Source organism: Streptomyces sp. NPDC012825 (assembly GCF_042900925.1).
GTDB lineage: Bacteria > Actinomycetota > Actinomycetes > Streptomycetales > Streptomycetaceae > Streptomyces.
Window position 1 is genome coordinate 21,849 of the sequence record NZ_JBIBBZ010000020.1, and the last position, 22,773, is coordinate 44,621.

The 22,773-nt window shown below is 70.4% G+C and carries 21 protein-coding genes and 1 pseudogene; 9 read left to right on the forward strand and 13 right to left on the reverse strand.

Translation table 11 applies throughout. The features are described 5' to 3' along the window. Position 1: 1 nt before the first annotated feature. Genes ACFY7E_RS28410 through ACFY7E_RS28445 form a run of 8 tightly spaced genes read right to left on the reverse strand, consistent with a single transcriptional unit; the run spans position 2 to position 6,119 of the window. Entirely contained in the window at positions 2-2,107 is a 2,106-nt protein-coding gene (locus tag ACFY7E_RS28410) for a hypothetical protein (protein WP_389489756.1), read from the reverse strand. Then, positions 2,107-3,699, reverse strand: a complete 1,593-nt coding sequence (locus ACFY7E_RS28415; RefSeq protein ID WP_389489758.1) for a hypothetical protein — start codon at positions 3,697-3,699, stop codon at positions 2,107-2,109. The genes ACFY7E_RS28410 and ACFY7E_RS28415 overlap by 1 nt, the downstream gene beginning before the upstream one ends. After that, positions 3,696-3,935, reverse strand: a complete 240-nt coding sequence (locus ACFY7E_RS28420; protein ID WP_389489761.1) for a hypothetical protein — start codon at positions 3,933-3,935, stop codon at positions 3,696-3,698. The genes ACFY7E_RS28415 and ACFY7E_RS28420 overlap by 4 nt, the downstream gene beginning before the upstream one ends. A 16-nt stretch (positions 3,936-3,951) precedes the next feature. After that, entirely contained in the window at positions 3,952-4,290 is a 339-nt protein-coding gene (locus ACFY7E_RS28425; RefSeq protein ID WP_389489764.1) for an RRQRL motif-containing zinc-binding protein, read from the reverse strand. Then, positions 4,290-4,520, reverse strand: a complete 231-nt coding sequence (locus ACFY7E_RS28430) for a hypothetical protein (RefSeq protein ID WP_389489766.1) — start codon at positions 4,518-4,520, stop codon at positions 4,290-4,292. Before ACFY7E_RS28430 ends, ACFY7E_RS28425 begins: the two co-directional genes overlap by 1 nt. Next, on the reverse strand, positions 4,517-5,521 hold the full coding sequence (locus ACFY7E_RS28435; RefSeq protein ID WP_389489768.1) for a DUF2637 domain-containing protein: 1,005 nt from the start codon (positions 5,519-5,521) through the stop codon (positions 4,517-4,519). The genes ACFY7E_RS28430 and ACFY7E_RS28435 overlap by 4 nt, the downstream gene beginning before the upstream one ends. Then, a complete protein-coding gene (locus tag ACFY7E_RS28440; RefSeq protein ID WP_389489770.1) occupies positions 5,518-5,832 on the reverse strand; it encodes a hypothetical protein in 315 nt (104 codons plus the stop codon). Before ACFY7E_RS28440 ends, ACFY7E_RS28435 begins: the two co-directional genes overlap by 4 nt. Positions 5,833-5,852: 20 nt before the next feature. Continuing rightward, on the reverse strand, positions 5,853-6,119 hold the full coding sequence (locus ACFY7E_RS28445; RefSeq protein WP_389489772.1) for a DUF6284 family protein: 267 nt from the start codon (positions 6,117-6,119) through the stop codon (positions 5,853-5,855). Positions 6,120-6,789: 670 nt separating this feature from the next. Here ACFY7E_RS28445 and ACFY7E_RS28450 point away from each other — a divergent pair. Then, on the forward strand, positions 6,790-7,860 hold the full coding sequence (locus ACFY7E_RS28450) for an XRE family transcriptional regulator (RefSeq protein WP_389489775.1): 1,071 nt from the start codon (positions 6,790-6,792) through the stop codon (positions 7,858-7,860). On the opposite strand, the gene ACFY7E_RS28455 is transcribed toward ACFY7E_RS28450, so the two are convergent. The 3 genes from ACFY7E_RS28455 to ACFY7E_RS28465 all read right to left on the reverse strand — a co-directional run bounded on the left by ACFY7E_RS28455 (position 7,844) and on the right by ACFY7E_RS28465 (position 11,464). Continuing rightward, on the reverse strand, positions 7,844-8,620 hold the full coding sequence (locus ACFY7E_RS28455) for an NUDIX domain-containing protein (protein WP_389489777.1): 777 nt from the start codon (positions 8,618-8,620) through the stop codon (positions 7,844-7,846). The genes ACFY7E_RS28450 and ACFY7E_RS28455 overlap by 17 nt on opposite strands. A gap of 565 nt (positions 8,621-9,185) precedes the next feature. Further along, the gene (locus ACFY7E_RS28460; protein WP_389489779.1) at positions 9,186-9,893 is read right to left on the reverse strand and encodes a hypothetical protein; all 708 of its coding nucleotides are present in this window, start codon (positions 9,891-9,893) and stop codon (positions 9,186-9,188) included. Between the two features lie 92 nt (positions 9,894-9,985). Beyond that, complete coding sequence (locus ACFY7E_RS28465; RefSeq protein ID WP_389489781.1) at positions 9,986-11,464, reverse strand: RNA-directed DNA polymerase; 1,479 nt, start codon at positions 11,462-11,464, stop codon at positions 9,986-9,988. A gap of 302 nt (positions 11,465-11,766) precedes the next feature. On the opposite strand from ACFY7E_RS28465, the pseudogene ACFY7E_RS28470 reads away from it, so the two are divergent. The 5 genes and pseudogenes from ACFY7E_RS28470 to ACFY7E_RS28490 form a co-directional block, all read left to right on the forward strand. Next, positions 11,767-11,853: pseudogene (locus ACFY7E_RS28470) on the forward strand (glutamine synthetase); the annotation flags it as partial. A 110-nt stretch (positions 11,854-11,963) separates the two neighbouring features. Continuing rightward, positions 11,964-12,608 carry a DUF6461 domain-containing protein gene (locus ACFY7E_RS28475; RefSeq protein ID WP_389489783.1) on the forward strand — a complete coding sequence of 215 codons (645 nt, stop codon included), beginning with the start codon at positions 11,964-11,966 and terminating at the stop codon, positions 12,606-12,608. A 9-nt stretch (positions 12,609-12,617) separates the two neighbouring features. Then, entirely contained in the window at positions 12,618-12,893 is a 276-nt protein-coding gene (locus tag ACFY7E_RS28480; protein ID WP_389489785.1) for an NUDIX domain-containing protein, read from the forward strand. A 56-nt stretch (positions 12,894-12,949) separates the two neighbouring features. Further along, the gene (locus ACFY7E_RS28485) at positions 12,950-13,309 is read left to right on the forward strand and encodes a hypothetical protein (RefSeq protein ID WP_389489788.1); all 360 of its coding nucleotides are present in this window, start codon (positions 12,950-12,952) and stop codon (positions 13,307-13,309) included. 17 nt (positions 13,310-13,326) lie between these two features. Continuing rightward, positions 13,327-13,821, forward strand: coding sequence for a GNAT family N-acetyltransferase (locus tag ACFY7E_RS28490; RefSeq protein ID WP_389489918.1), 495 nt, complete (start codon positions 13,327-13,329; stop codon positions 13,819-13,821). A 139-nt stretch (positions 13,822-13,960) separates the two neighbouring features. On the opposite strand, the gene ACFY7E_RS28495 is transcribed toward ACFY7E_RS28490, so the two are convergent. Continuing rightward, positions 13,961-14,392 carry a VOC family protein gene (locus ACFY7E_RS28495; protein WP_389489791.1) on the reverse strand — a complete coding sequence of 144 codons (432 nt, stop codon included), beginning with the start codon at positions 14,390-14,392 and terminating at the stop codon, positions 13,961-13,963. A 342-nt stretch (positions 14,393-14,734) separates the two neighbouring features. On the opposite strand from ACFY7E_RS28495, the gene ACFY7E_RS28500 reads away from it, so the two are divergent. Beyond that, a complete protein-coding gene (locus tag ACFY7E_RS28500; protein WP_389489794.1) occupies positions 14,735-16,006 on the forward strand; it encodes a cytochrome P450 in 1,272 nt (423 codons plus the stop codon). Beyond that, positions 16,003-17,259 carry a cytochrome P450 gene (locus tag ACFY7E_RS28505; protein WP_389489797.1) on the forward strand — a complete coding sequence of 419 codons (1,257 nt, stop codon included), beginning with the start codon at positions 16,003-16,005 and terminating at the stop codon, positions 17,257-17,259. The genes ACFY7E_RS28500 and ACFY7E_RS28505 overlap by 4 nt, the downstream gene beginning before the upstream one ends. A 50-nt stretch (positions 17,260-17,309) precedes the next feature. Here ACFY7E_RS28505 and ACFY7E_RS28510 read toward each other — a convergent pair whose 3' ends face one another. Beyond that, a complete protein-coding gene (locus ACFY7E_RS28510; RefSeq protein WP_389489799.1) occupies positions 17,310-19,358 on the reverse strand; it encodes a PIG-L family deacetylase in 2,049 nt (682 codons plus the stop codon). Between the two features lie 427 nt (positions 19,359-19,785). On the opposite strand from ACFY7E_RS28510, the gene ACFY7E_RS28515 reads away from it, so the two are divergent. Next, the gene (locus ACFY7E_RS28515) at positions 19,786-22,773 is read left to right on the forward strand and encodes a bifunctional [glutamine synthetase] adenylyltransferase/[glutamine synthetase]-adenylyl-L-tyrosine phosphorylase (protein ID WP_389489802.1); all 2,988 of its coding nucleotides are present in this window, start codon (positions 19,786-19,788) and stop codon (positions 22,771-22,773) included.

The window sequence follows — 22,773 nt, forward strand, 5'->3', positions numbered from 1 at the left end:
CCTAGCTGGGGGCGTGGCGGCGGTGGACGTAGCGGGTCTTGGTGCCCGTACCGACACGCACCGCGGTGCCTTCCTCGGTCCACTCCTTGAGCCAGCCGACCACGGTCTGACGGCTGGTGCCGTGTTCCTCGCCGAGTGCGCGGGCGATGGCCGAGGCTCCGGTGCCTTCGGGGCCGGCGGCCAGGAGCACGGCGAGTGCGGCGGTGCGGGCTTCGCTGTCCTGCTGCTCGATCCGGAACGCCGACAGGTTCAGTCCGCGCGGCTGTTCCGACTCGTCCTCGGCCGGGGTGCCGGGTTCGCTGGTGGTGCCGAACTGGGCGTCGATCTGGGCCATGAACTGTGCGGCGAGCGTGTCCTCGTCGGCCGCCGGAGCGGCCGGTGCGGGGGCGTCGCGCAGGGCGGAGAGGTTCAGCCCGCCCGGACGCGCCGGGCGGGTCTCGGCCGGCGGGACCGGTCGTGTGCCGGTCTCATCGGTGGTGCGCATCCAGGCGGTGCGGCTGGCATCCCAGCGGCGGGCGTAGTCGGGCCCGGCGACCTTCGCGGACGGCTCGTCCAGCCGGGGATGGAGGGTGGAGGTGGCGCGGACGATGTCGGCGATCTGGTTGGGGGTGATCCGCCAGGACTTGAACAGGCCGGGGGCGGATTCGGGGCTGCCGATGAATCCGGCGCCCTTGTAGGGGGCCTGCTCGGGCCGCAGGCCTCGGGAGCCCTGGAAGATGCGGGAGAGGTCCATGCCTTCGACCTCGCCGCCGGTCAGGCAGACCCGGGTCTTGGCCTCGCGGCGGATCATCAGGTTCCCCAGCACCGATCCGGTGGCCCCGAGGGCGGTGAGGACGGTGCGGATGCCCATGGACCGCAGCAGCCGGATGACTTCCACGATCTTCGCGGCGAGCTTGCGCATCTTCGGATCGTTGCTGGTCAGGATCTCGGCGCCCTCGTCGATCAGGATCATGATCTGCGGGATCCGGGCGGAGATGGGCAGCAGGTCGGTGTTCTCCTTCGCCATCAGATCCTGGTAGACGACCTTGCGGTGCTTGCCCACTCGCAGAGCGGTGTCGAGCATCAGCTCGGCCTCCTCGGGGGTGGAGGCGAGCCAGTCGATCCCGGGCCGCGTCTCCCGGTCGGCGGTGCCGTCGCCGTCGAAGGCGGGGCGCACCCAGGGCAGGCCGGCGGATCCGGCGTTGAGGTCGATGACCCAGCTCAGGATGTCCGTGGCGCGGGCGAACCCGGCGAGGACGTCGTGGACCATGTTGGTCTTGCCCGACCCGGTCGGTCCCACGATCAGCGCGCACTGCTCACGCAGGTGCACCAGGACGTCCCGGCCGTCGGAGCGCACGCCCCAGGGCAGGCCGGTGTGGATGGACAGCGGGCCGTACTCGGACGGGTAGGGGATCTCTCCGGCCAGGACGTTGACGGTGGAGATGTCGATGAGGACCCGGCCCTGGTGGATGCCGGGGGTGGCGGCGACGGTGCAGCCGTGCGGGAGGCGGGCGTCGGCGGAGAGCAGGGCGGAGTCCTTGGCGATCCGGTCGTAGGTGGTCGCGCCGGGGAGTTCGGCGTCGATGGTGAAGCCGGTGGCGGTGGGCCACTTCTCGATCGCCAGCACCGTCACGGTGACCCCGGAAACGCGTTGGATCCGCTCGACCCACTCGGCCGCGAGGGTGCGGCGTTCGGCCTGGATCTCGGCGTTGACCTGCCGGTCCGCCAGAGCGATCAGCTCCAGCTCCCGCGCGTCCTCGTACAAGCCGACGGATCGGGAAGCGGTGCCGATGCCGACGCCGAGGACGGCGAGGGAGCCGATGGCCTGCCAGGTCAGCGGCCCGTCCGCGATCGCCCACGTCGTCCATCCGGCACCCAGGAGCCAGGAGGAGGCGCGGAGGGTGAGGGTACGGGCGGAGAGGCGTTCGCGGAGGGTGGAGATGGTGTGGCCGATGGCACCGGCGGTGCCGACCGCGAGGGCCCAGGCGGGCGGCATGCCGGTGGCCGCTCCGGTGGTCGCGAGGGCGAGGGCTCCGGTGGTGGCGGACAGGGCGCCGGTCACGGGTCCGTGACCGGCTGCCCAGTCCCACACCGGCCCCGTCGTGACGGTGTCGGTGGTGGTCTTCATCAGACGTTCCAGCCCTTCTCGGCCTCGGGGCCGTTGCGGGGGTCGGTGTGCCGGGCGATGTCGTGCTCGTGAACCTGCCGGAACAGCGGGGACAGATCGGCGGAGGAGTCGACCGCGCGCATCAGCGCGCCGTAGATCTCGTCGAAGGCGCCGGCGATGTCCTTCTCCAGCGGGAACTCCGAGTCGGAGCGCTCGGCCAGGATCCGGAAGGTGTTGGCGACCGACGTCAGCGCGTCGGGGAGGTTGTCGACCATGGACAGGATCTCCATGGCCGTCTCGGGCTCGTAGGTGCGGGCCGCGTTCTCCATCTCGGCGGCGGCCTCTTCGAACTTGAAACCGGACACGTTCACAACCTCCACGGGCGATGCGGGCAGGGCGGGGGCGAGGAAGGCGGGACGCTGGACGATGCCGCCGATCTGCTGCTCAGGAGCCAGGTCGGCGTCGATGGCGGCCTCGGCGGTCGCCTGCTGCTCACGGATCTTCTGATCGCGCAGGGCCTGCTGTTCTTCGGCGGTGCGCATCAGGCGCCGGTAGAGGCGCCGGCCGGGGTGCTGGAGAGCTTTGATGCCGAGCTTGCGACCCAGCGGCGTGGTCAGCAGACCCAGGGCGCCGACCGGGGCGGCCAGGAGGGCGGCGAGCAGGCGGCGGCCCTGCTTGCGCAGCGCCGACTTCCGCAGCGCCTTGCGGGCCTGCTTGCGCACCGCCCGGGTCATGGCCCGCTTTTGCTTCGCGGCGAGGGCGGCGCGGACCTTCCCGCGGGAAGCGTCCACCGCCTTCGCCGCCTGCCGGTCCCGCGCCGCCCGGGCCCGCTGAACAGCGGTGTCACGACCGGCCCGGACCTTCCCACCCAGCTTGGACGCCAGGCTTCGACTCCGGTCCCGACCCTGGCTCTTCGGGCCCGAGGTGCCCATTCCGGCAGAGCTGCCGGTGCGGGCGGTCTGGCGGGAAGCAGGGCTGTTGCGGCGGGTGTCGGCGGCATGCCGCCGGTTCTGCGTGGCTTGGGCGCGGCGCTGGGACCGGGTCGGCGCCGATGTGCTCGCGGCCTGCCGCAACGCCTTCACCTGCCCGACCCGCCCCGCCGACTGGCCCGTCCGGGCCGAAGAGGCGCCCGAAGTGGTCGACCCGGTGAAACGGCCCTTGCCCGGGGTGGGCTTGCCGGAGCGGGACGACGCACCGGAGCCGCCCCGCTTCGCACCCGCACCCGTGGTGCTGGCGCCCCGTGTGCCGCCGGAACTCTGCCGGGAGACCCGGGGTGCGGGCACGTTCTTGGTCTTCATTTCGGCGCGGGTGGTCTTGACGGTGCGGTTGCGGACTGCCCGGCGAGCCAGAACCGCACCGCCAACCACTGCCACGCTGGCGACCGCGGTGGCGATACCAGCCGGACCACCCACCAGGGCGGCAGCGGCCAGACCGGTGACCGTGCTGTTCGCGCCGGTCGTGGCCAACGGCACCACCGGCCACCCACCCGCCGTGTGCTCCACCTTCGCCGTCTCCTTGACCGCCGCCTGCTCGGCGGGCGGCGGGGGCGCAGGGGTGGGCGGGGACGGCGGCGGGGCGGGGGCGGTGACCTGCTCGGTGCTGAGGTCCGTCACCGGGCCACCTCCCCGGCGGGGGTGAGGTGGTTGGGCTCCAGGGCGAAGTACAGGACGACCGCGCCCTCCATGGAGGGGTACTGGCGGACCATGTCGATGCGGAGCTGGGTCAGGGCGTCGAAGCGCGTCACGCCCGGGGCCGGGGTGTAGGTGCCGGAGACGGTGCATGCGCTGTGCTGGGAGTTCTGCAGGGTCAGCACGTAGACGTGCGAGCCCTGCGCGGTGCTGCGATCCACGAGGGAAACCTCCAGATCAGGAAGCGAGTGGGGTGGGGGCGTCCGCGCAGGGGACGCACATGCCGAGCGAGGCGGGGATGCGGTATCCGGCATCCCGACCGCACTCCGGGCAGACCTGCCGGGCCGTGTTCGCCTTGGCCAGGGCCGCCCGCTTGGCGGGGGTCATGGGGCGGACGGGCTTGGCCTGGTCGACGCGGTAGAGGTAGGCGATCAGCGGGCCGCGCCGTCGGCGGAGCCGTTCGAGCTGGGCCACCACCGGCTGACCGCCAGGCCGCAGCCCCAGGGCGCGGAGCTGGCGGAAGGTGGCCAGGCCCTCCGGGGCGAAGCGCCAGCCGTAGACAGGCAGGCTCGCCATCAGCGCAGTCGGTGATGAGAGGCCCGGCAGGTGGTGGCGTGGTGGTTCGCCTCATCGCGGGCGAACGAGAGGCCGTGCTTCCCGGAGCACTCGCCGCAGCCGTGGCAGTGCCAGCGCGAGGCGTGCCCGCGCTCGGTGCCGGTGATGTCGACAGCGGCACCGGTCTGGTTGTGGAACCGGATCAGCAGATTCGAGGGCTCGGTCGGGTTGGTGTTGGGGGAGAGCTTCACTGGGCGGCTCCTTCCAGGGAGCGGGCGGGGGTGGTGTCGCGGAGTTCCTGGTAGCGGGTGGAGACCCAGCCGACCGACCAGCCGCACAGCTCGGCGGCCTGCCGCACCGGCACGCTCGCGCGGAAGGCGGCGGTGACGGTCTTGCGGGCCTGCTCCTCGGACTGCTTCACGCTCGCGGGGCCGGCGGCGAGCAGTGCGGCGCGTTCACGCTCGGCGCGCTCTTCCCGCTCGCGCTGTTCACGGGCGGCCCGCTCCTCACGCTCCTGGCGCTCCTTTTCCATGCGCTCGGTGGCCTCGCGTTCACGGCGTTCACGCTCGATGCGCTGCTGTTCACGCTCGCGCTCGGCGCGTTCACGCGCCTCCCGCTGAGCCCTTTCGACGGCCTCGGTCCGCTCGCGCTCCTCACGCCGTGCGTGCTCTTCCCGCTCGGCCTGTTCACGGACCAGGGAGGCTTCGTGCTCGCGCTGTTCACGGGCCATCCGCGCCTCGAACTCCCGCGCCTCCCGGGCCCGCTTCTCGGACAACTCGGCCCGCTCGGCAGTCGCCTTCTCGCGTTCGGCCCGCTCGGCCCGTTCACGCTGCTGGGCGGCGGCGAGCGCGTCGGTGATGGCCCGTCGGTAGGCGAGTCCGGTCTCGGCGGTGACGATCAGCAGCAGCGGCGCCACCGCGTGCACCGCCACCCCGACCAGGTCTTTCCTCAGCGCGGAGTCCGCCACGTTCAGGGCCAGGGTCATACCGCCGGTCATCCACCGCAGCACGACCGGCCACCGGCCGCCATGCCCGCCGAGGCGGGCCAGGACCGAGTCGAGACGGACCACGATGACGACCGCCGCGTCCACCACGATTGGCAGGATCGGCGCCGTCCAGTCCCACTCATCCGCCGTGTGGGCCCGCATGAGCGGAGTGACGGTAAGGACGGAATAGAGCATCGCGCCGGACACGATCAGCCAGGTGCCGACCGACAGGGCCCGCTCGGCTGAACCGATCTGAACACCGTTCACGACCCGACCCCCGAACCCGCCAGAACCGGCGCCGTGGCCGGGACCGGCGCATAGCCGGTCAGCTCCAGCTCGGCCCCGGCGAACGTCCCGTGAACGCGCAGGACGCCGGTCCGGCCGTCGGACTGAACGCGGTGAACAACCGCCCCGGGGGCGATGTTCAGCGCCTCGCGCCAGGCCTCGAAGGCGGCGAAGTCGTCGTGGAACGTCAGCTCCAGCCGCTCCGGGTAGACCGTCGAGACGGTCACGTGAGGCGCCGGCAGGTGCCCGAACTCGGCGTTGAGCAGCCGCAGCGTGAGCAGCGGGGCGGACAAGTCCGCCAGCCTCAGGGCACTCACGCGGCACCGCCCGACCGCACCGTGCCAGCGCGGTTGGTCAGGTCCCGGCGGGCCGCCACGACCCGGTGTCGGGCCCGGCGGATCCGCCGCTCGTCCAGCTTGGTGGCCGGACGGTCCAGCGTCATGATCTGCGCGTCGAGCAGGTCGACCTCCGCCAGGATCAGCGGAAGTTCCTGCTCGATCGCCTCCAGCTCCTCGTCCGACGGCTCACCGTCGAACGGATTGGCCGTAACAACGGCCTGAAGTGCAGCGATGGACAACATTGGGTGTGTTCCTTCCAGGTACGAACGGCCCGAACCGACCCTCCGGTGTTCGAGCACCGGGGGGTCTCGCCGTTGGAACCATCCGGCTCCCCTCGGCCCCGCCCGTACGGCACCCGGTAAAAGGGCCCGGACGGGCGGAGGAGGCAACCGGCCGCAGCAAGCGGCTGTGGTGGTCAGGTGACGCGGTGGGCGTGGCCGCCATGCCGGTCCAGCGGGGGCGGCGCCTGGGTTCTTCGTCGGAACATCGCGACCTCCTTGGCGTCGGGCAACAGGGGTGGAGCACTGCAAGGGGGACCGTGTCCCCACTCTCCGGCCGTTGCTCGCGGTCACCGGGCCACCTCGCCAGTTGGGCCGACGCCCTGTCCCCTGGCCTTCAGCGGGATTGCAGCGTCCCCGCCTTGAGCACACGCCGTTAGGGCCTTTACGGTCCATCTGGTGCGCACCAATAGATTGGCATCTGGTGCGCACCAGATGCAACCCCTGGTTCGGATTGCGTGTCGGTGTGCTCCTCTAGAGAACGGCCCAAGTGGGGTGCCTCGGTAGCCAACTGGGGTTAACCTCAAGGGGGTTAACCAGCTCTCACCTGCGGCTTTACGGAGGCGGCGTGGCTAAGGGGTTAAAGGCGATCCGGACCGCGCGAGGGTGGTCACAGGACCGACTAATTCACGAGATGCGGCGGTTCGCGGAGCAGCGGCTGCTCGACATCGCTTCGGCGGCCAGCCTCAAGACCTACGTGTCGGAGTGGGAGAACGGGCGACGCGCCATCACGGATCGCTACGCCGCGATCCTGCGGCCGCTCCTGGGCGCCACCGACACCGAGCTGCGGGGTGAGGATGAAACCCCCGAGCCTCAGGCGGACGGTTACGCGGAACTGCTGAGCCGGATCGATGCGGCCGGCAGTCTGAGTCAGTCCATGGTCCCGGCGTTCCTGGCCCAGACCGAGCTACTGCGCACCATGGACCGACAGATGGGCGCGACCGGCCTCGTCGACCAGATGAACGGCCACTTGGCGGCGATGGAGGAAGCGTTGACCTTCGCCGTGCTGCCGGGAGCGCGGCGGCCCATCGCGACTGCCCTCGCGGGAGCATCCACCCTCGCCGCCTGGCAGGCGTTGGACGCCGGGGCCGTGGACCGGGCATGGCGCCGCTACGAACTCGCCAAGAAGGCGGCCCAGGACGCCGAATCCCCGCTGTACCTCGCACACGCCATGGGTGAGCAGGCGTACGTACTCGCGGACGCCGGCCGGCCTCATCTGGCGGTCGAACTGGTGCGAGACGCACAGCGCACCCACACCGAACGTCAGTCGCCTCGCCTGCGGGCGTGGCTGGCGGCGGCTGAGGCGGAGCTGTGTGCCGCTGTCGGCGGCCCGGAGATGGAGTCGGCAGCGAGGGCGGCACTTGAGCAAGCGACCGCGCTCCTTCCGGACGATGGCGAGGTGCGCGACGCCGACATGCTGAGCATCTTCCTCAACACCGGCCACCTGTCGAGGTGGCGGGGAAACGTCCTAGCCAAGCTCGGTGATGCCTCAGCGATGGAGGAGCTGTACGCCTCGCTTCGCAGCGCCGATGAGACCTTCGTCCGTGCGAACTCCGGTATCCACTGCGACCTCACTCAGGCGCACCTGACCCGCGGTGAGCTGGACGAAGCGCGGACCCACCTTCAGAAGGCTCGGTTGCTGGCGAACCGCACGGGCTCCGTGCGGTACCGCCGGCGCGTGGAGCTTCTTACCGGGCGCCTCTAGACCGGGACGCGAGGATGTGGAGCAGTGCCACGAGCGTGCCGGAGCCCATGAGCTTGCCCTCGGTCATCAGGCGCGGGATGTCGTCGAGGGGGATCCACGCGATCTCCCCGGCCTCCTCGGCGTCGGTCGGCTCGCCGACCTTCTCGGCGCCGCGGGCCACGAAGATCTCATGTGGCGAGTCAACCATGCCGATCATCGGCTGGTAGCTGACGACGTGCTCGACGGGGCCAGGACGCCACCCCGTTTCCTCCTCGGTCTCGCGGGCCGCCGTGGTGGCAGGGTCCTCGCCCGCGTCCACGATTCCACCGGGCAACTCCCAGCCCCACTGCTGCGGCACGAAGCGGTACCGCCACAGCATGAGCACGCGGTCCTGGTCGTCGATCACGGCCGTGATCGCTACGCGGAAGAGCCGGACGACATGGTGCTCAAAGCGTTCTACTCCGGGTGGCTCGACGTCGACCAAGTCCAGAGTCACCCACCGGTTCTCATAGACGTTGCGAGAGCCATGGATCTTCCACGGCTCCATCTCCGCCGGCGTCGGGACGCTCTCGCCGCCGAGGACACGGTAGGAACTGCGGTCGTGAGCTTTGATGAAGTGCTCGTTCGACAGACGGGCGAGCGCCTGACGCAGCGCGGTGCGGCCGATCTCCAGCTCGACGCTCAGCGCACGCTCGGACGGCAGCTTGTCGCCAGGCCCGTAGCGCCCGGACTCGATCCACGATCGGATCGTCTCGTAGACCCTCTGCGTCTTGGGTCCCATCCTCGGCGCACTCTCCCTGATCGGCGACTGATGATAGCCAGCGTATCCGGGGAGCAGGACAGATGACTTAGCCATGTGAACCTCTCTTCCGAAGATCGCTCGGACCCGGCGCGGGTAGCGAGCAGGCGGCGGTTGGCGCCCGCAGAGGGGCGATTTCGGGGCCTCGCGGTCCACATGTGGGTCAGGATCTCGGCATAGCGACCTCGGTCCGCAGGAGATGCAAGTTAGACGACGTACGAGCGCTATCCGTCGGGCAGTTTGAAATCCAACATAGTGAGCAGCGCCGCGTGCGGTCCGTCGTTCGGGCCCGCGCTCCTGTCTCCGTCCGCTGCAGCCCGACCGTCGGCTGCATGCCTGACAACTTAAGTCGCTGGATGGCGGATCCTTCTGTGGCTGAGTCAGTCGACTCCACGGCTTTATCGGCCCCTTTGACGCGAGCCTCGCAGACGACCCAACTTCGTGCTTCACCGGGCAGGCCCACAGGCTGCCCGACGCACCGAAGCTCCTGGGACCATGATTGCTCGCGTTAAAGCAGCTCCAGCCTAAAGCCGCTCTGTCGACCTCGTCACAAGATCCTCTGACTGTGCGACGAGATTTCGATGGTCTGAGGTTGCCCCGCGACGGCACCGCGACGTCTGATTTGCTGGGAGGTGACCCACGCAATGTCTGGATGTTCAGCGGTAGCTAGCTGCCGAAAGGCTTCTTCTTGTTCCTGATTCGGCACAAGCTCGTAAACGTCTGCTACAAGAATCTCTAGCGACTCAGCCCACTCGCTGTAGCGAATCGGATCGACCTCTCGCTTGAGGTAGTTATGCATAATGTGTGGAAACTTTTCTTGCGGCAGAATGCCGGTCGACAGCAATTCTTCCTGAAATTCTCGCCAAGGGGAATCTTCACGCCCTTGCCGAGAATCGAACCATTTGAAAAACTGAAATATTTTCTTCCCTGGGACCCGAACACGTAGATCGCCATAACTCACGGCGTCAAGGGGTATCAGGTCATCGTCCGTTACTCCCATGGCGGAAAGTGTGGCGTTGCCTTGGGGCGAAACTTTATGAACCCCGCCCACCGGTTGGAATTGGGTTCGATATCGCGACCCCCGGATCAGTAGGTACTTTCCGTCAAGGCAGATTTTAAATAGGTACGACGTCGAGACGCGAATAGAGCGCTTGCGATAGCGCAGCGAATACCAAAGGTGCCTAATGTTTCCCCAGTTCTGCGCCATCTCATCGATGACCGGAACAAAAAGTCCAACGCTGAGGCCGGCCGTCATGTTGACGACAGTGGAATTCGTAATGAAGAAACTCGATACTCCAGCTGAAATCGCTAGAAGTATGTAGATAGTGAGCCGCAGCAAAACCTCTCCTAGCGAGGTAGGGGCACGACGGGGCTGCCGAGCAGGTAACGACTAACCCACATTAGTCTGGAGTTTGATTGCGCCAGCCGCTCAAGGAGTGGGCGTGAAACTGAGCGTGCCTCGTACATTGCAACGAGTAGTGCACGTCGAACGTTAACGTCGGATTCATGTTCGTACTCCCGACGCAATAGTTGCCCATCAGCGATGCTGCTCACCTTTCCAAGGTATCGGGCAGCGAACTCGCGAGGAAGACTGGACTTATTCTTGTTCGCCAGTATTGCCCAGGCTGCGTCTCGGATTTCGGGCGAGCGGATTTTCTGGCGCGTCGCGGCTTGCAGTATTCGCTGCTCCAGGCTGTCGTACTTGTGGCCGGCGGCCTGATGCATCGTGGACACGTAGGCCCTGGTGACGGCGGGCAGACGTTCAGGGAAGCATTCAAGGTACTTGATCAGCTCAACCGCCAAGTGGTGACTTTCCTTGAGGTGTCGAAGTGCCCACGGAAGGGCTCGATCATCCCTTAGATTCCCCATACGGAAGAGCGCGAACTTGATATCTCGATCGACTTGCTTCCCTTCGATTGCTCCCAAAAATAGTTTGTAGAGCCTTTCTTCGGCGCCAACCTCTCTGATTTTTATCCCGTAGTTGATGGCGTCTTTTTCCAGGTTTTCAAGCTGTGAAACGGCCTGTGCCTCGTCATAGATGTCGGTTTTAGTTGTGGACATCGAAAGGCGACGCGATCGAAGGATCGCGTTTATTTCAAGCAGGCTATTTCGAAGAGCCTCTCCCTCGGTGTCAAAGATCATCATGTCATCTGAATACCTAAGGTACTTGAAATGTGACCTATGGACGAACTCATCTACAGGGAGAAGGTAGAGATTTGCCAAAATGGCTGAAGAGTCAGGGCCCTGCGGTATCCCCCAAGCGTGGCTCGATGACTGAAACATTCGAAGATAAGTGATTAGTCTTTCTGTTACCCAGGTTGAAGCTCCAGTGGCTTGAATGTCTACTGCCAACGTTTCGATGTCAATGTGCTCATAGAATGAAACGACGTCAGTTCGGGCCAGTTGGAAAGGGGTTTCGGATAGCATCTGCACACCGCGCTTCTGCATCGAAACCCAGGAGTTAATGGGTGACCAAAAGGACTCGCCATTATCGCCCCACCGAGCGCTATAGACGCTATCGCGCAGCTGCGCCTCAACTAGCTCGGCAATGGAGAACGCAAGCGTGTCATAAATGAGCCGATCATGCACTGTTAGGCGCGCAATCGGGCGTACAGCAACGGTATTTTTGGGAAGGTCTAACACTTCTACATAATCGGGACCTACCTGGCCGCTCCGAAGTGCTGCTACAACATTTTTGCGCACTTCGGGCCAGCAGGAATTAATATCTGCCCAATTGATGATGTCTGGTATTTCTGACCGCCCTCGCCCGCGAAACAGGCGATTCCATGCTTGATCGAGATATGTAAGGAGCGGGCGTCGGTTCATGTTCCTCTTGTGGCTCCTTCCCAGGCGGCGCCATCGACGCACGAGCGCATAGCGTATAGAACACGAACGCTGAGTGACAGCCTCAGGCTGTGATGCGACTGCCTTGTCAGACATGCTGGTGCCCGTAGGGCAGGCGAACGGAGGTTGCGAGGAGGGTCGCCTACGGGTGCCTGCCGCCGGGCCGTCCCTGGGCCGTCCGAGGGCAGCCCAGGGACACCAACACCCACCAGCAGTCACCGGTTCCCGGTCGCTGCGATCTGCATCATCAGCAGATGCCCGAGGCCGGTGGCCGAGTTCGCCACTTCCTCCGCAACAAGAAGCAGGAGTGGGAGGAGTACCGCTCGGAGGTCACGGCGTTCGAGCTGCGGAAGAACCTGCCGGTGCTGTAGGGACGCCGGAGATCCGCGGCGGTTTCCACGAGTTCCCGGCGTCGGGTGTGGTGGAACCCCTCGGGGAGGCCGCTCACCCGGCTCCGCTCGGGCCGGGCCACAATGACGGCATGACCGACGGAACAACCTGGCTCGCCGCTCCCCAGTCGATCACCCATGGCGGCTACAGCGTGCTGTTGACGCGTGGCCTGGGCGAGGAGGAGTTGGTGTCCCGGCTCGCGGGGGCGGTGTGCGGGGAACGGCGCGTCCTGCGGTCGTTGGGAGAGTTGACCGGTGCGGATCTGCTCGGGGAGCTGGAGGACGAGTACGGGGAGTTCCACGAGGAGGCCGCCGTGCGTGTCGGCCGGGACGGCGAGTGGGTCTTCGCCGTTCTGTACGGCCTCTGGCAGGGCGAGTTCGAGATCACGCCACCCGTCTCGCGCGACGGCGCCCACGTCTTCCACCTGGAGTTCGACGAGGACAACGGCAAGCCCGTACCGCCGTGGTTCCACTACTTCCACGACGAGCGGCTCATGTGCGGCTTCAACCTCCGCCTCGACCACTCGTGGGGCTCCGCCGGCGTGGACGGGGATCCCGAGGTGGCCCCGCAGGTCGAGCGGTTGCTCGGAGAGGCCGGTCTGCCCGACGAGAACCTCCCTTACAGGGACGCCCACCGCACCTCGCTCCACGTCGTCGAACGCCACTTCGGCCTCTCCCTGCCCCGCGCCCGCGTCCTGGAGGAGCCGCTTCCCTCCGTCGTTCTGGAGACTGCCTGAGGTCGGTCGATGTCGCCCCTGCACTCCGTGTCCGTAGCCGGTACCGTCGTCGGTGAGGACGGGAGGTTGTCGGCCATTCGACGGGCCGACAACGGTGCGTGGGAGTTGCCGGGTGGCGTTCTTGAGCTCGGCGAGACCCTGCAGGAAGGGGTCGTCCGGGGGGTTCTGGAGGAGACCGGGGGCCGGGAGCGGATGGGCGAGGTGTACGCCGTGCGGCTTCTCGATGCCGTTGAGGGGGCCGGGCCCCATGTGCGCGCTCATGATGGGCGGCGGTTCGTTTCGTAGGGAAGTGGCGGTTTAACCGGTGGGCCTCGGGCCGGTGTTCTCAGTACGGTCCAGGCATGTGCACCTACGCCTTTTACCACAAGCTGCACTACGCGTGCGTCTCCTGCCGCGTCAGCTTCAAGCGGTACTCCCATGACGCCGCGCCCCCGTGCCCCCGTTGCTCCGAACCGATGCTGTGCGCCGGGCACGACTTCGCGGCGCCCCGGCGCAGCGACCGGAAGGCGTGGTCGGTCGTCGCGGTCGTGCTCCGGGCCGGACTGCGGTACGAGGGGTTCGAGGCGTGCGGGTGCGGGCGGGAGCCCAAGTTCCGGCCCCGGACCCGGGCCCAGGTGCGGGCCCGGCGTATCGCCGCCGCCCGGACCGGCGTTCCGCTCGCGGAAGCGCTCGGGCGGGTCGAGCCGATGGAGGCGCGGTGATCCCGTGGACCTCCGGAGTGGAGGTTCCTCCCGTCGTCACCGCGCGGCTTTTGCTGCACCCGTTGAGCGTCCGTGAAGCCGAGCGGATCGTCGCGCGAGCGCCCCGTGAAGAGGACCTCTGGGCGGAGGGGTACCCCCAGGACGGGGACGTCCGGGGGTGCGGCGGGTTTCTGCGGGGGGTCTTCGGACGTGGGGACCCCGGGGTCTTCCGGGCCTATGAGGTGCGGCTGCTCGAGAGCGGGCTCGCCGTCGGGGGCATCGGGTTCCACGGGCCGCCCGACGAGGTCGGGGTCGTGACCGTGGGGTACGGGCTCGTGCCCGGTGTACGGGGGAGGGGGTACGCCTCCGAGGCCCTGCGCGCGCTCGTCGAAACCGCCCGGATGGCCGGCGTCGCCGGGGTGAAGGGGGACGCCGACCTGGACAACCCGGCCTCGCACCGGGTCATGGAGGCCGCCGGGATGCGGTGTGTCGCGGAGATCGACGGGCTCCGGCACTTCTATCTGGGGTTCTGAGGCGGCCGGGGTTCCGGGGCGCTCGGGGTTCCGGGATGGTCGGTGTGCCGGGATGGCCGGGGCTCCCGGGCGCTCAGGGTTCCGGGGCGGCCGGGGCAGCCGGGGTTCCGGGACTCCCCGGTGCCTCCCCCGTGCCCCCTCAGCGTTCCGACAGCTCCGACGGCGCCTCCTGGACCACCCAGCCGTTGCCGTCCGGGTCCTCGAAGGTCATGAACGAGTTCCAGGTGTCGCCCTTCCCCTCCTCCCAGCCCGTCGCGCCCACGTGCATCACCGGCGAGACCTCGACGCCCCGGTCCACCAGTTCCCTCCGCGCCGCCTCGATGTCCGTGACGCAGAGCTGGAGGCCGTGCAGGCCGCCCGGGGGCGTCTCCTTCGTGCCCGGCATCGGCGGCATCCCGCTCAGCATCGCGATCGAACAGCGCGAGCCCGGCGGGGTCGCCTGCACGATCCGCATGCCGGGGGCCACCTCGTCGTCCAGGTCGATGGTGAAGCCGCACTTCTCGCCGTAGAACTCCTTCGACCGGTCCATGTCCGTCACGGGGACCGGGACGACTTCCAGCGTCCAGTTCATGGTTCTCCTCATTCCGTTCCGAGGGCTCGGGGCCGGGCTCGTCCACCGTCGTCCACGAAGGTGCGTCGCACACCTCGGCTCGCCGTCACCGACCTGACGAAAAAGTGTCGTTCCCGTCGTCCGGTTCTTGCGGGGAGAAGACTCGCGAGGGTGGGAATGTTCCTCCTTGCTCCCCCTTGTTCCGGTGGTGGTCGCCAAGTGCCCCTTCCCTTCCGCCCGCTGTGCGGAATTGATCGTGATTGAGGGCTCCTGCGACACACAACCTCCCTATAGTGAGCCAGCGTTGATCACAGGAACGCGACACGTGCGGCTGTCGCCCCAGGAGTCGGGAGTTCAGGACTCATGACGCGCCCTCACGCCGAACAGCCGCCCTCCGCGTGCCCCGCCCACGCCGGCGCCCCACCCGCCGTGTCGCTCGACGGGCCCGGGTTCCAGGTCGACCCCCATGCCCTCTACCGGGCCATGCGGCGCGACCACGGGCCCGTCGTCCCCGTCGAGCTGCCGGGCGGAGTACCCGCCTGGCTGGTCGTCGGGTACCGCGAGCTCCACCGGGTCACCAGCGACGGCGAACTGTTCCCGCGCGACGTGGGCCTGTGGAACCAGTGGCCGCACATCCCCGACGACTGGCCGCTGCTGCCGATGGTCGGGCGGCCCCTGCCGTCCATCTACTTCACCGCCGGGGAGGAGCACCGGCGCCACGTCCGGATGGTGGTGCCCGCCTTGGAGGGCGCCGACCCGTTCGAGATCCGCGGGCACTGCGAGCAGCTCGCCGACCGGCTCGTCGACGCCGTCTGCGGCCGGGGCACGGCCGACCTCGTGGCCGACTTCTGCGAGCCCCTCCCCGTCCTCGTCCTCGCCCGCCTCGTCGGCTTCCCCGACGCCGAGGGCGAGGACATCGCCGGGGTGCTGAAGGACCTGGCCGACGGCGGGCCCGGTGCGCAGAACGCCCATCGGAGGTTCGCGGAGCACATGGCGCGTCTGGTCGCCGCCAAGCGGACTGCGCCCGGCGACGACGTCACCTCCCGCATGCTCGCCTTCCCCGAGGCGTTCACCGACGAGGAGTACACGCTCGACCTGATGGCCGTCACGGCCGCCGGCCACCTCACCACCGCCGACTGGCTCGGCAACTCCCTGCGCCTGATGCTCACCGAGGACGCGTTCGCCGACTCGATGGCCGGCGGCCGCCGCAGCGTCTCCGAGGCCACGACCGAGGTGCTCTGGGAGGACGCCCCCACCCAGATCCTCGCCGGACGCTGGGCCGTACGGGACACCCGGCTCGGCGGGCAGCAGATCCGGGCCGGGGACATGCTGCTCCTCGGCCTCGGCGCGGCCAACACCGACCCGCTGATCCGCCAGGGCGACCGGGGCGCGCACGGTGGCGCCGGTGCCCATCTGGCGTTCAGCCACGGCGAGTACCGCTGCCCCTTCCCCGCCCAGGAGATCGCCGAGATCATCGTCCGCACCGGCATCGAGGTCCTCCTCGACCGGCTGCCCGACCTCGAACTCGCCGTCCCCGCCGGGGAACTCGTCCGGCGGCCCTCCGCCTTCCTGCGCGGCACCACCTCGCTCCCCGTCCGGTTCACCCCCGTTCGTACGACAGGAGACCTCTCGTGACCTGCCCCCATGCCGCGGCACAGGCCGCCGCCCACAACGGTGGGACCGTCGTCATCGACCCGATGGTCCAGGACCTGGACGGCGAGACGGCGCGGCTGCGCGACGCCGGGCCGCTGGCCCGGATCGACCTGCTCGGGGTGCCCGCCTGGGCCGTCACCCGGCACGCCGACGCCCGGCGGCTCCTGGTCGACCCCCGGCTCGTGAAGGACCTCGACGCCTGGGGCCTGTGGCGCAGCGGCGAGGTCACGCACGCGTGGCCGCTCATCGGCATGATCGACGCCGGACGGTCCATGTTCACCGTCGACGGCGCCGAGCACCGCCGGCTGCGGGCCAAGACCTCCCAGGCGCTCACCCCCCGCCGCCTCGAAGCGATACGCCCCGACATCGAGAGGTTCACCGCCGAACTCCTCGACGCGCTGGAGGAGGGCGGCCGGGACGGGGCCGTCGTCGACCTCAAGTCCGTGTTCGCGCAGCCGCTGCCCATGAGGGTCGTCGGCATGCTGATGGGCGTCGACCCCGCCGCGAACGCCATGCTCACCCGGCAGTACAAGAAGTTCTTCTCGATGCTCACCCCACAGGACGAGCGCCTCGCCCTCCTCGCCGACCTGGACGTCTTCTACGCCGGTCTCGTCCGCGAGAAGACCGCGCGGCCCACCGACGACCTGACCTCCGCGCTCATCCTCGCCGACGAGGGCGGCGAGCCGCTCACCGAGGAGGAGGTGATCGGCAACCTCAAGGCGATGGTCGCCGCCGGGCACGAGACCACGATCGGCCTCGTCCTCAACGCCGTACGGGCCCTGCTCGCCCACCCCGACCAGCTGAAACTGGTCCTCGACGGGGAGGTCTCCTGGGAGGCCGTCGTCGAGGAGACCCTGCGGTGGGACACCCCCACCACCCACCTCCTCATGCGGTTCGCCACCGAGGACGTCGAGGTCGGCGACGGCGTCGTCGCGAAGGGCGAGGGGGTGGTCATCTCCTACCGGGCGATCGGCCGCGACCCCGAACAGCACGGTCCCGACGCCGACGCGTTCGACGTCACCCGGTCCGCCCCGATCCGGCACATGACCTTCGGCCACGGCCCGCACATCTGCCCCGGCGCCGCCCTCTCCCGCGTCGAGGCCGGGATCGCCCTGCCCGCCCTCTTCGCCCGCTTCCCCCGGCTGCGGCTCGCGGTGCCGGACGCCGAGCTGCGCAACCTCCCCGTGATGACGCAGAACGACATGGAGGCGTTTCCCGTACTCCTCGGCGGCTGATCCCCCGGGGCCCGGGACCGCGAGCCCGGGACCGCGAGGCCCCGGGTCGCTCAGCGTCCCGCCGGTGTCCAGTGCAGTCGGCCGTCCAGGCCCATCGCCGCGACCCCGTCCGTGCCCGCGTCCGGCGCCCCCGAGAAGAGGAATCGTTCCTGCGCCCACACCGGCGGGGTCCCCGCCCCGGTCCTCCCCGTACCCGTCCGGCCGTGCGAGGCCGTCGCCAGGAAGCCGGTGCGGGAGCGGACCGCGAGCAGGCCGTCGCCGCCGCTCACCGGGCCGAAGCCCGCGACCCCGGTGCCCGGCAGCTCCCGGAACGGGGAGACCGGGGCCGTACCCGAGAAGTCGGCGCTCCGCAGGTCGCCCGAGGCAGGCTTGCGGAACCAGAGCCGCACCCCGTCCCCGTCCGGCGCGGGGGACGCGCTCAGCGCCAGCGTCGTCGCGGGCAGACCGGTCGGCGCCGGGCCGGTCAGCGGCCCGCCGGAGTGCCGCCGCGCCCAGACCAGCACGCTCTTCGGGGTGCTCGCGAAGACGTACCCGCGCCCGGCGGCGTCCGTCGCCGCCACCGGGTCGCCGTACACCTCCGCGCCGCCGAGGACCCGCCACGGCCCCCAGCCCCCGCCGGCGAGCTGCTCGCGGGCGGTGAGGCGGTGGCGGCTGTCCCGCAGGACCAGGGTCGCCCGGCCGTCGGCGCCCACGGTCACGGCGGGCGCGCTGACGTCCGAGGTGCCGGAGGCGTCGTCCGGCTCGGGGGTGCCCAGGGACCGCCACGGGCCGAAGGCCCCGCCCGGCGCCGCCTGCACGGTGGTGACCACCTCGCGGCGGTAGTCCGCGAGGAGCGTCCGGGTGCCGTAGACCGCGATCCGGCCGTCGGGCAGGGGCACGGAGGTGACGCCGCTGTCCAGGCCGCCGCCGGGCAGCAGCTCCGGGCCCCGCCAGGCGACCGCGTCCGCCGCCTTCCGCCAGGTCGCGAGCCGCCCGTCGAGGACGGAGAAGGCGCGCAGGCCGCCGTCGGGGTCCCGCTGCACCCAGGAGGTCGAGGTGCCCCGGGCGTAGCGGACGGTCTGCGTCCAGCCCCGCCCGGCGGGCCGCGCGGCCACCTTCAGGTCGCCGCAGCCCGCGAGGTTCCCGCAGTCCGCGACCCCGTCCAGCCACGCGTACGTCTTCAGGGTCCTCAGCTTCGCGCCCGCCGCCTCGGCGTCGAGGGTGTGCGGCAGGGCGCTGGTCGGGTAGCCGAGGTAGTTCTGCACGCCGACGTGCGGGTGCCCGGGCGTCTCCGCGTACCCGGCCAGGGCCTCCTGGACGAACCGCGCCCCGTACAGGTGGTCCTGGTGGTCCCGGTACGCCCCCGTCCCCGGGTACGTGCCGGGCGTCGGGTCCTGCATCCGTACGAAGGTCGGCCGGAAGCGCTCCAGGAGCCCGGTCAGCGTGGCGACGACCTGCCCCTTGTCGTACGAGAAGCCGGCGGCGGCCGGGGTGCCGGCGGAGAGCTGGGAGCCGAGCTCGGTCACGCGCCCGTGCCAGAGGCCGTTGAGGCTGTGCGGGCGGTCGTCGCTGATGGAACCTGCCTCGCGCATCTGGAGCCACACCAGCTTGACGTGCGGCTTCGCCCGCAGGGTGTCCAGCTCGGCCCACGCGCCGCCGGCCGTGGGGATCGCGACCCGCTCCCAGGGGCTGGTCCTGCTGCCGGTCGCCATCTCGGCGTACGCGGCGCGGATGCCGTTCTGCCGGGCCTCGGCGTAGCCCGCCTTGTCGGCCGCGGTCCCGGCGGCGTCGCGCGGGCGCGCGTTGACGCCGTCCGACTCGCCCGCCGTGAGGTAGACGGAGGTCAGGGGGCTGCCGGAGTGGAGCGACTGGGATATGTCCGGGTTCATGAAGAACAGGTCGTCGTCCGGGTGCGCGACGAACTGCATCACCGAGGCGGAGGCCGGGACCGGCGGGACCGGCAGGGCCTTCGCCGCCGTCCGGCCAGACGACGGGACCTGCGCGTGCATCGCCCCCTTCGCACCCGTCGCCGCGTGCGCCTCCGGCCCGTCGGGCGTGCCCGTCACCGTGAGGGCCCCGGCGAGGGCGCCGCCCACGAGGGCGGCCGTGACCACCGTCACGGCGGCCCCGCGGCGGGACGGGAGATCGGAACGGCGGGGGCGGCGGAGGCGGCGGACGGGCATGGGTCGGTGGCGCACTTTCGAAGAGGACCGCTGGACGGACGGGCAGCGGGCGGACAGGCGGGGAAGCGGACAGACGGGCGGGCGGGCGGGCGGACGGGCGGACGGGCAAGCGGACAGGCGGACGCGCCCCAGCAGCCGCCGGGGTGCCGTTCGAACGGACGGGCGGGTCTCGCGCTCGGCAAGACGGACTTTCAAGAAATACGGTTCATCGGGCCCGAAAAGCGATCAATGTGCGGGACATCACGTGTGATCCGCTGCGAACCGAAGGCCTGCACGCCCCCGCCCCCCGCGCCGGATAGGCTCGGTCCCCCCGGGTCCGACGGGCTCGCCCCGGGGCTCGGACGTGCTCGGAGGGAGCGGCGGAATGACGGTGCCGGGACGCAGGAGCAGTACGTTCTCACGTCTGGTGCGGCACGGGTTCACCGACCCCTCGGGAGCCGAGCGGCTCCTGGACGTGCCCGAGCTGTCCGCGCTGCGCGGCGACTCCGTGCTCCTCGACGCCCTCGGCGCCACCGCCGACCCCGACCTCGCCCTGCGCGGCCTGGTCCGGCTCGTCGAGGCGCAGCCCGAGGCCGAGCGGCAGCGGTTCACCGCCACCCTGCTCTCCGCCAAGCCCTTCCGCGACCGGCTCCTCGGCGTGCTCGGCGCCTCCGAGGCGCTCGCCGACCACCTGGCCCGCCACCCCCGTGACTGGGAGTCCCTCGTCACGTACGAGGCGGCCGACCTGCACCCGGGGGTCGCCGAGTTCGAGCGGGGGCTCGCCGGCGCCGGCGACCCGGTCGCGCTGCGGGTCGCCTACCGCCGCTGCCTGCTGGCCATAGCGGCCCGTGACGTGTGCGGCACCACCGACGTCGCCCAGGCCGCCGCCGAGCTGGCCGACCTGGCGACGGCGACCCTGCGGGCCGCGCTCGCCCTCGCCGAGGCCGCCGCGCCCGACGACGCCGCCCAGTGCCGGCTCGCGGTGATCGCGATGGGCAAGTGCGGCGGCCACGAGCTGAACTACGTCTCCGACGTCGACGTGATCTTCGTCGGGGAGCCGGCCGAGGGCGCCGACGAGGGCAAGGCGATCCAGGCCGCGACCCGGCTCGCCTCCCACCTGATGCGGATCTGCTCCGAGACCACCGTCGAGGGCACCATCTGGCCGGTCGACGCCAACCTGCGCCCGGAGGGCCGCAACGGTCCCCTCGTCCGCACCCTCTCCTCCCACCTCGCCTACTACCAGCGCTGGGCGAAGACCTGGGAGTTCCAGGCCCTCCTGAAGGCGCGCGCGGTCGCGGGCGACCAGGAGCTCGGCTCCCGGTACATCGAGGCCGTCTCCCCGCTCGTCTGGCAGGCCGCCGAGCGCGAGAACTTCGTCCCCGACGTGCAGCGGATGCGCCGCCGGGTCGTCGACAACATCCCGGCCGCCCAGATCGAACGCGAGCTGAAGCTCGGCCCCGGGGGCCTGAGGGACGTGGAGTTCGCCGTCCAGCTCCTCCAGCTGGTGCACGGACGCAGCGACGCCACCCTGCACAGCGGCGCCACCCTCGACGCGCTCGCGGCCCTCGCCGCCGGCGGCTACGTCGGCCGGGCCGACGCGGCCCAGCTGGACGAGGCGTACCGCTTCCTGCGGGCCATGGAGCACCGCATCCAGCTCTACCGGCTGCGCCGCACCCACCTCGTCCCCGAGGACGAGACCGACCTGCGCCGCCTCGGCCGCTCCCTCGGCCTGCGCACCGACCCGGTCGCCGCGCTCACCAAGGAGTGGAAGCGGCACGCGGCCGTCGTCCGCCGGCTGCACGAGAAGATCTTCTACCGCCCGCTGCTCGACGCCGTCGCCCAGCTCGCCCCCGGCGAGATCCGGCTCAGCCCGAAGGCGGCCGGACAGCGCCTCGAAGCGCTGGGATACGCGGACCCCGCCGCCGCCCTGCGCCACCTGGAGGCGCTGTCCTCCGGGGTGAGCCGGAAGGCGGCGATCCAGCGGACCCTGCTGCCGGTGCTGCTCGGCTGGTTCGCCGACTCGGCCGACCCGGACGCCGGACTGCTCGGCTTCCGCAAGGTCTCCGACGCCCTCGGCAAGACCCCCTGGTACCTGCGGCTGCTGCGCGACGAGGGGGCCGCCGCCGAGAACCTCGCCCGGGTCCTCTCCGCCGGACGGCTCGCCCCCGACCTGCTGCTCCGCGCCCCCGAGGCGGTCGCGCTCCTCGGCGACCCGGAGGGCCTGAAGCCCCGCGACCGGGACCACCTGGAACAGGAGGTCCTGGCGGCGGTCAAGCGCGCCGACGACGCCGAGCAGGCGGTCGCGGCGGCGCGCGGGGTGCGCCGCCGGGAGCTGTTCCGCACCGCCGCGGCCGACCTCATCGGCTCGTACGGCACCGAGGACAGCCCCCGCGAGCCCGACCCGGGCGCGCTCGTCGACCGGGTGGGGGAGGCCGTCACCGACCTCAACGCGGCCACGATCGCGGGCGCGCTGCGGGCCGCCGTGCGCGCCGAGTGGGGCGAGGAGCTGCCGACCCGGTTCGCGGTGATCGGCATGGGCCGCTTCGGCGGTCACGAGGTGGGGTACGGCTCCGACGCCGACGTCCTCTTCGTGCACGAGCCGCGCGAGGGCGTGGACGAGCAGGAGGCCGCCCGGGCGGCGAACCGGGTGGTCACCGAGATGCGCCGGCTCCTCCAAGTGCCCACGGCCGACCCGCCGTTGCTGATCGACGCGGACCTCAGGCCGGAGGGCAAGAGCGGCCCCATGGTCCGCACCCTGAAGTCGTACGGGGCCTACTACCGCCGCTGGTCGCTCGTCTGGGAGAGCCAGGCGCTGCTGCGCGCCGAGCACATGGCGGGCGACGCCGACCTGGGCGAGCGGTTCATCGAGCTGGTCGACCCGCTGCGGTACCCGGCGGAGGGGCTCGGGGAGGACGCGGTCCGCGAGATCCGCCGCCTCAAGGCCCGGATGGAGTCCGAGCGGCTGCCGCGCGGCGCCGACCCGACGCTCCACGCCAAGCTGGGGCGCGGCGGCCTGAGCGACGTCGAGTGGACGGTCCAGCTCCTCCAGATGCGGCACGGCTGGGCCGAGCCGGGGCTGCGGACGACCCGTACCCGCGAGGCGCTGGCCGCCGCCCACGCGGCCGGGCTCATCCCCACCGAGGAGGCGCAGACCCTGGACGAGGCGTGGGTCCTCGCCACCCGCGTCCGCAACGCGGTGATGCTGGTGCGCGGCCGCCCCGGCGACACCTTTCCCTCCGAGTCGCGCGAACTCGCGGCGGTGGCGCGGTACTTGGGGTACGAGTCGGGGCACGTCGGCGAGATGGTCGACGACTACCGGCGGATCACCCGCCGGGCCCGCGCGGTCGTCGAGGAGCTGTTCTACGGGGCGTGA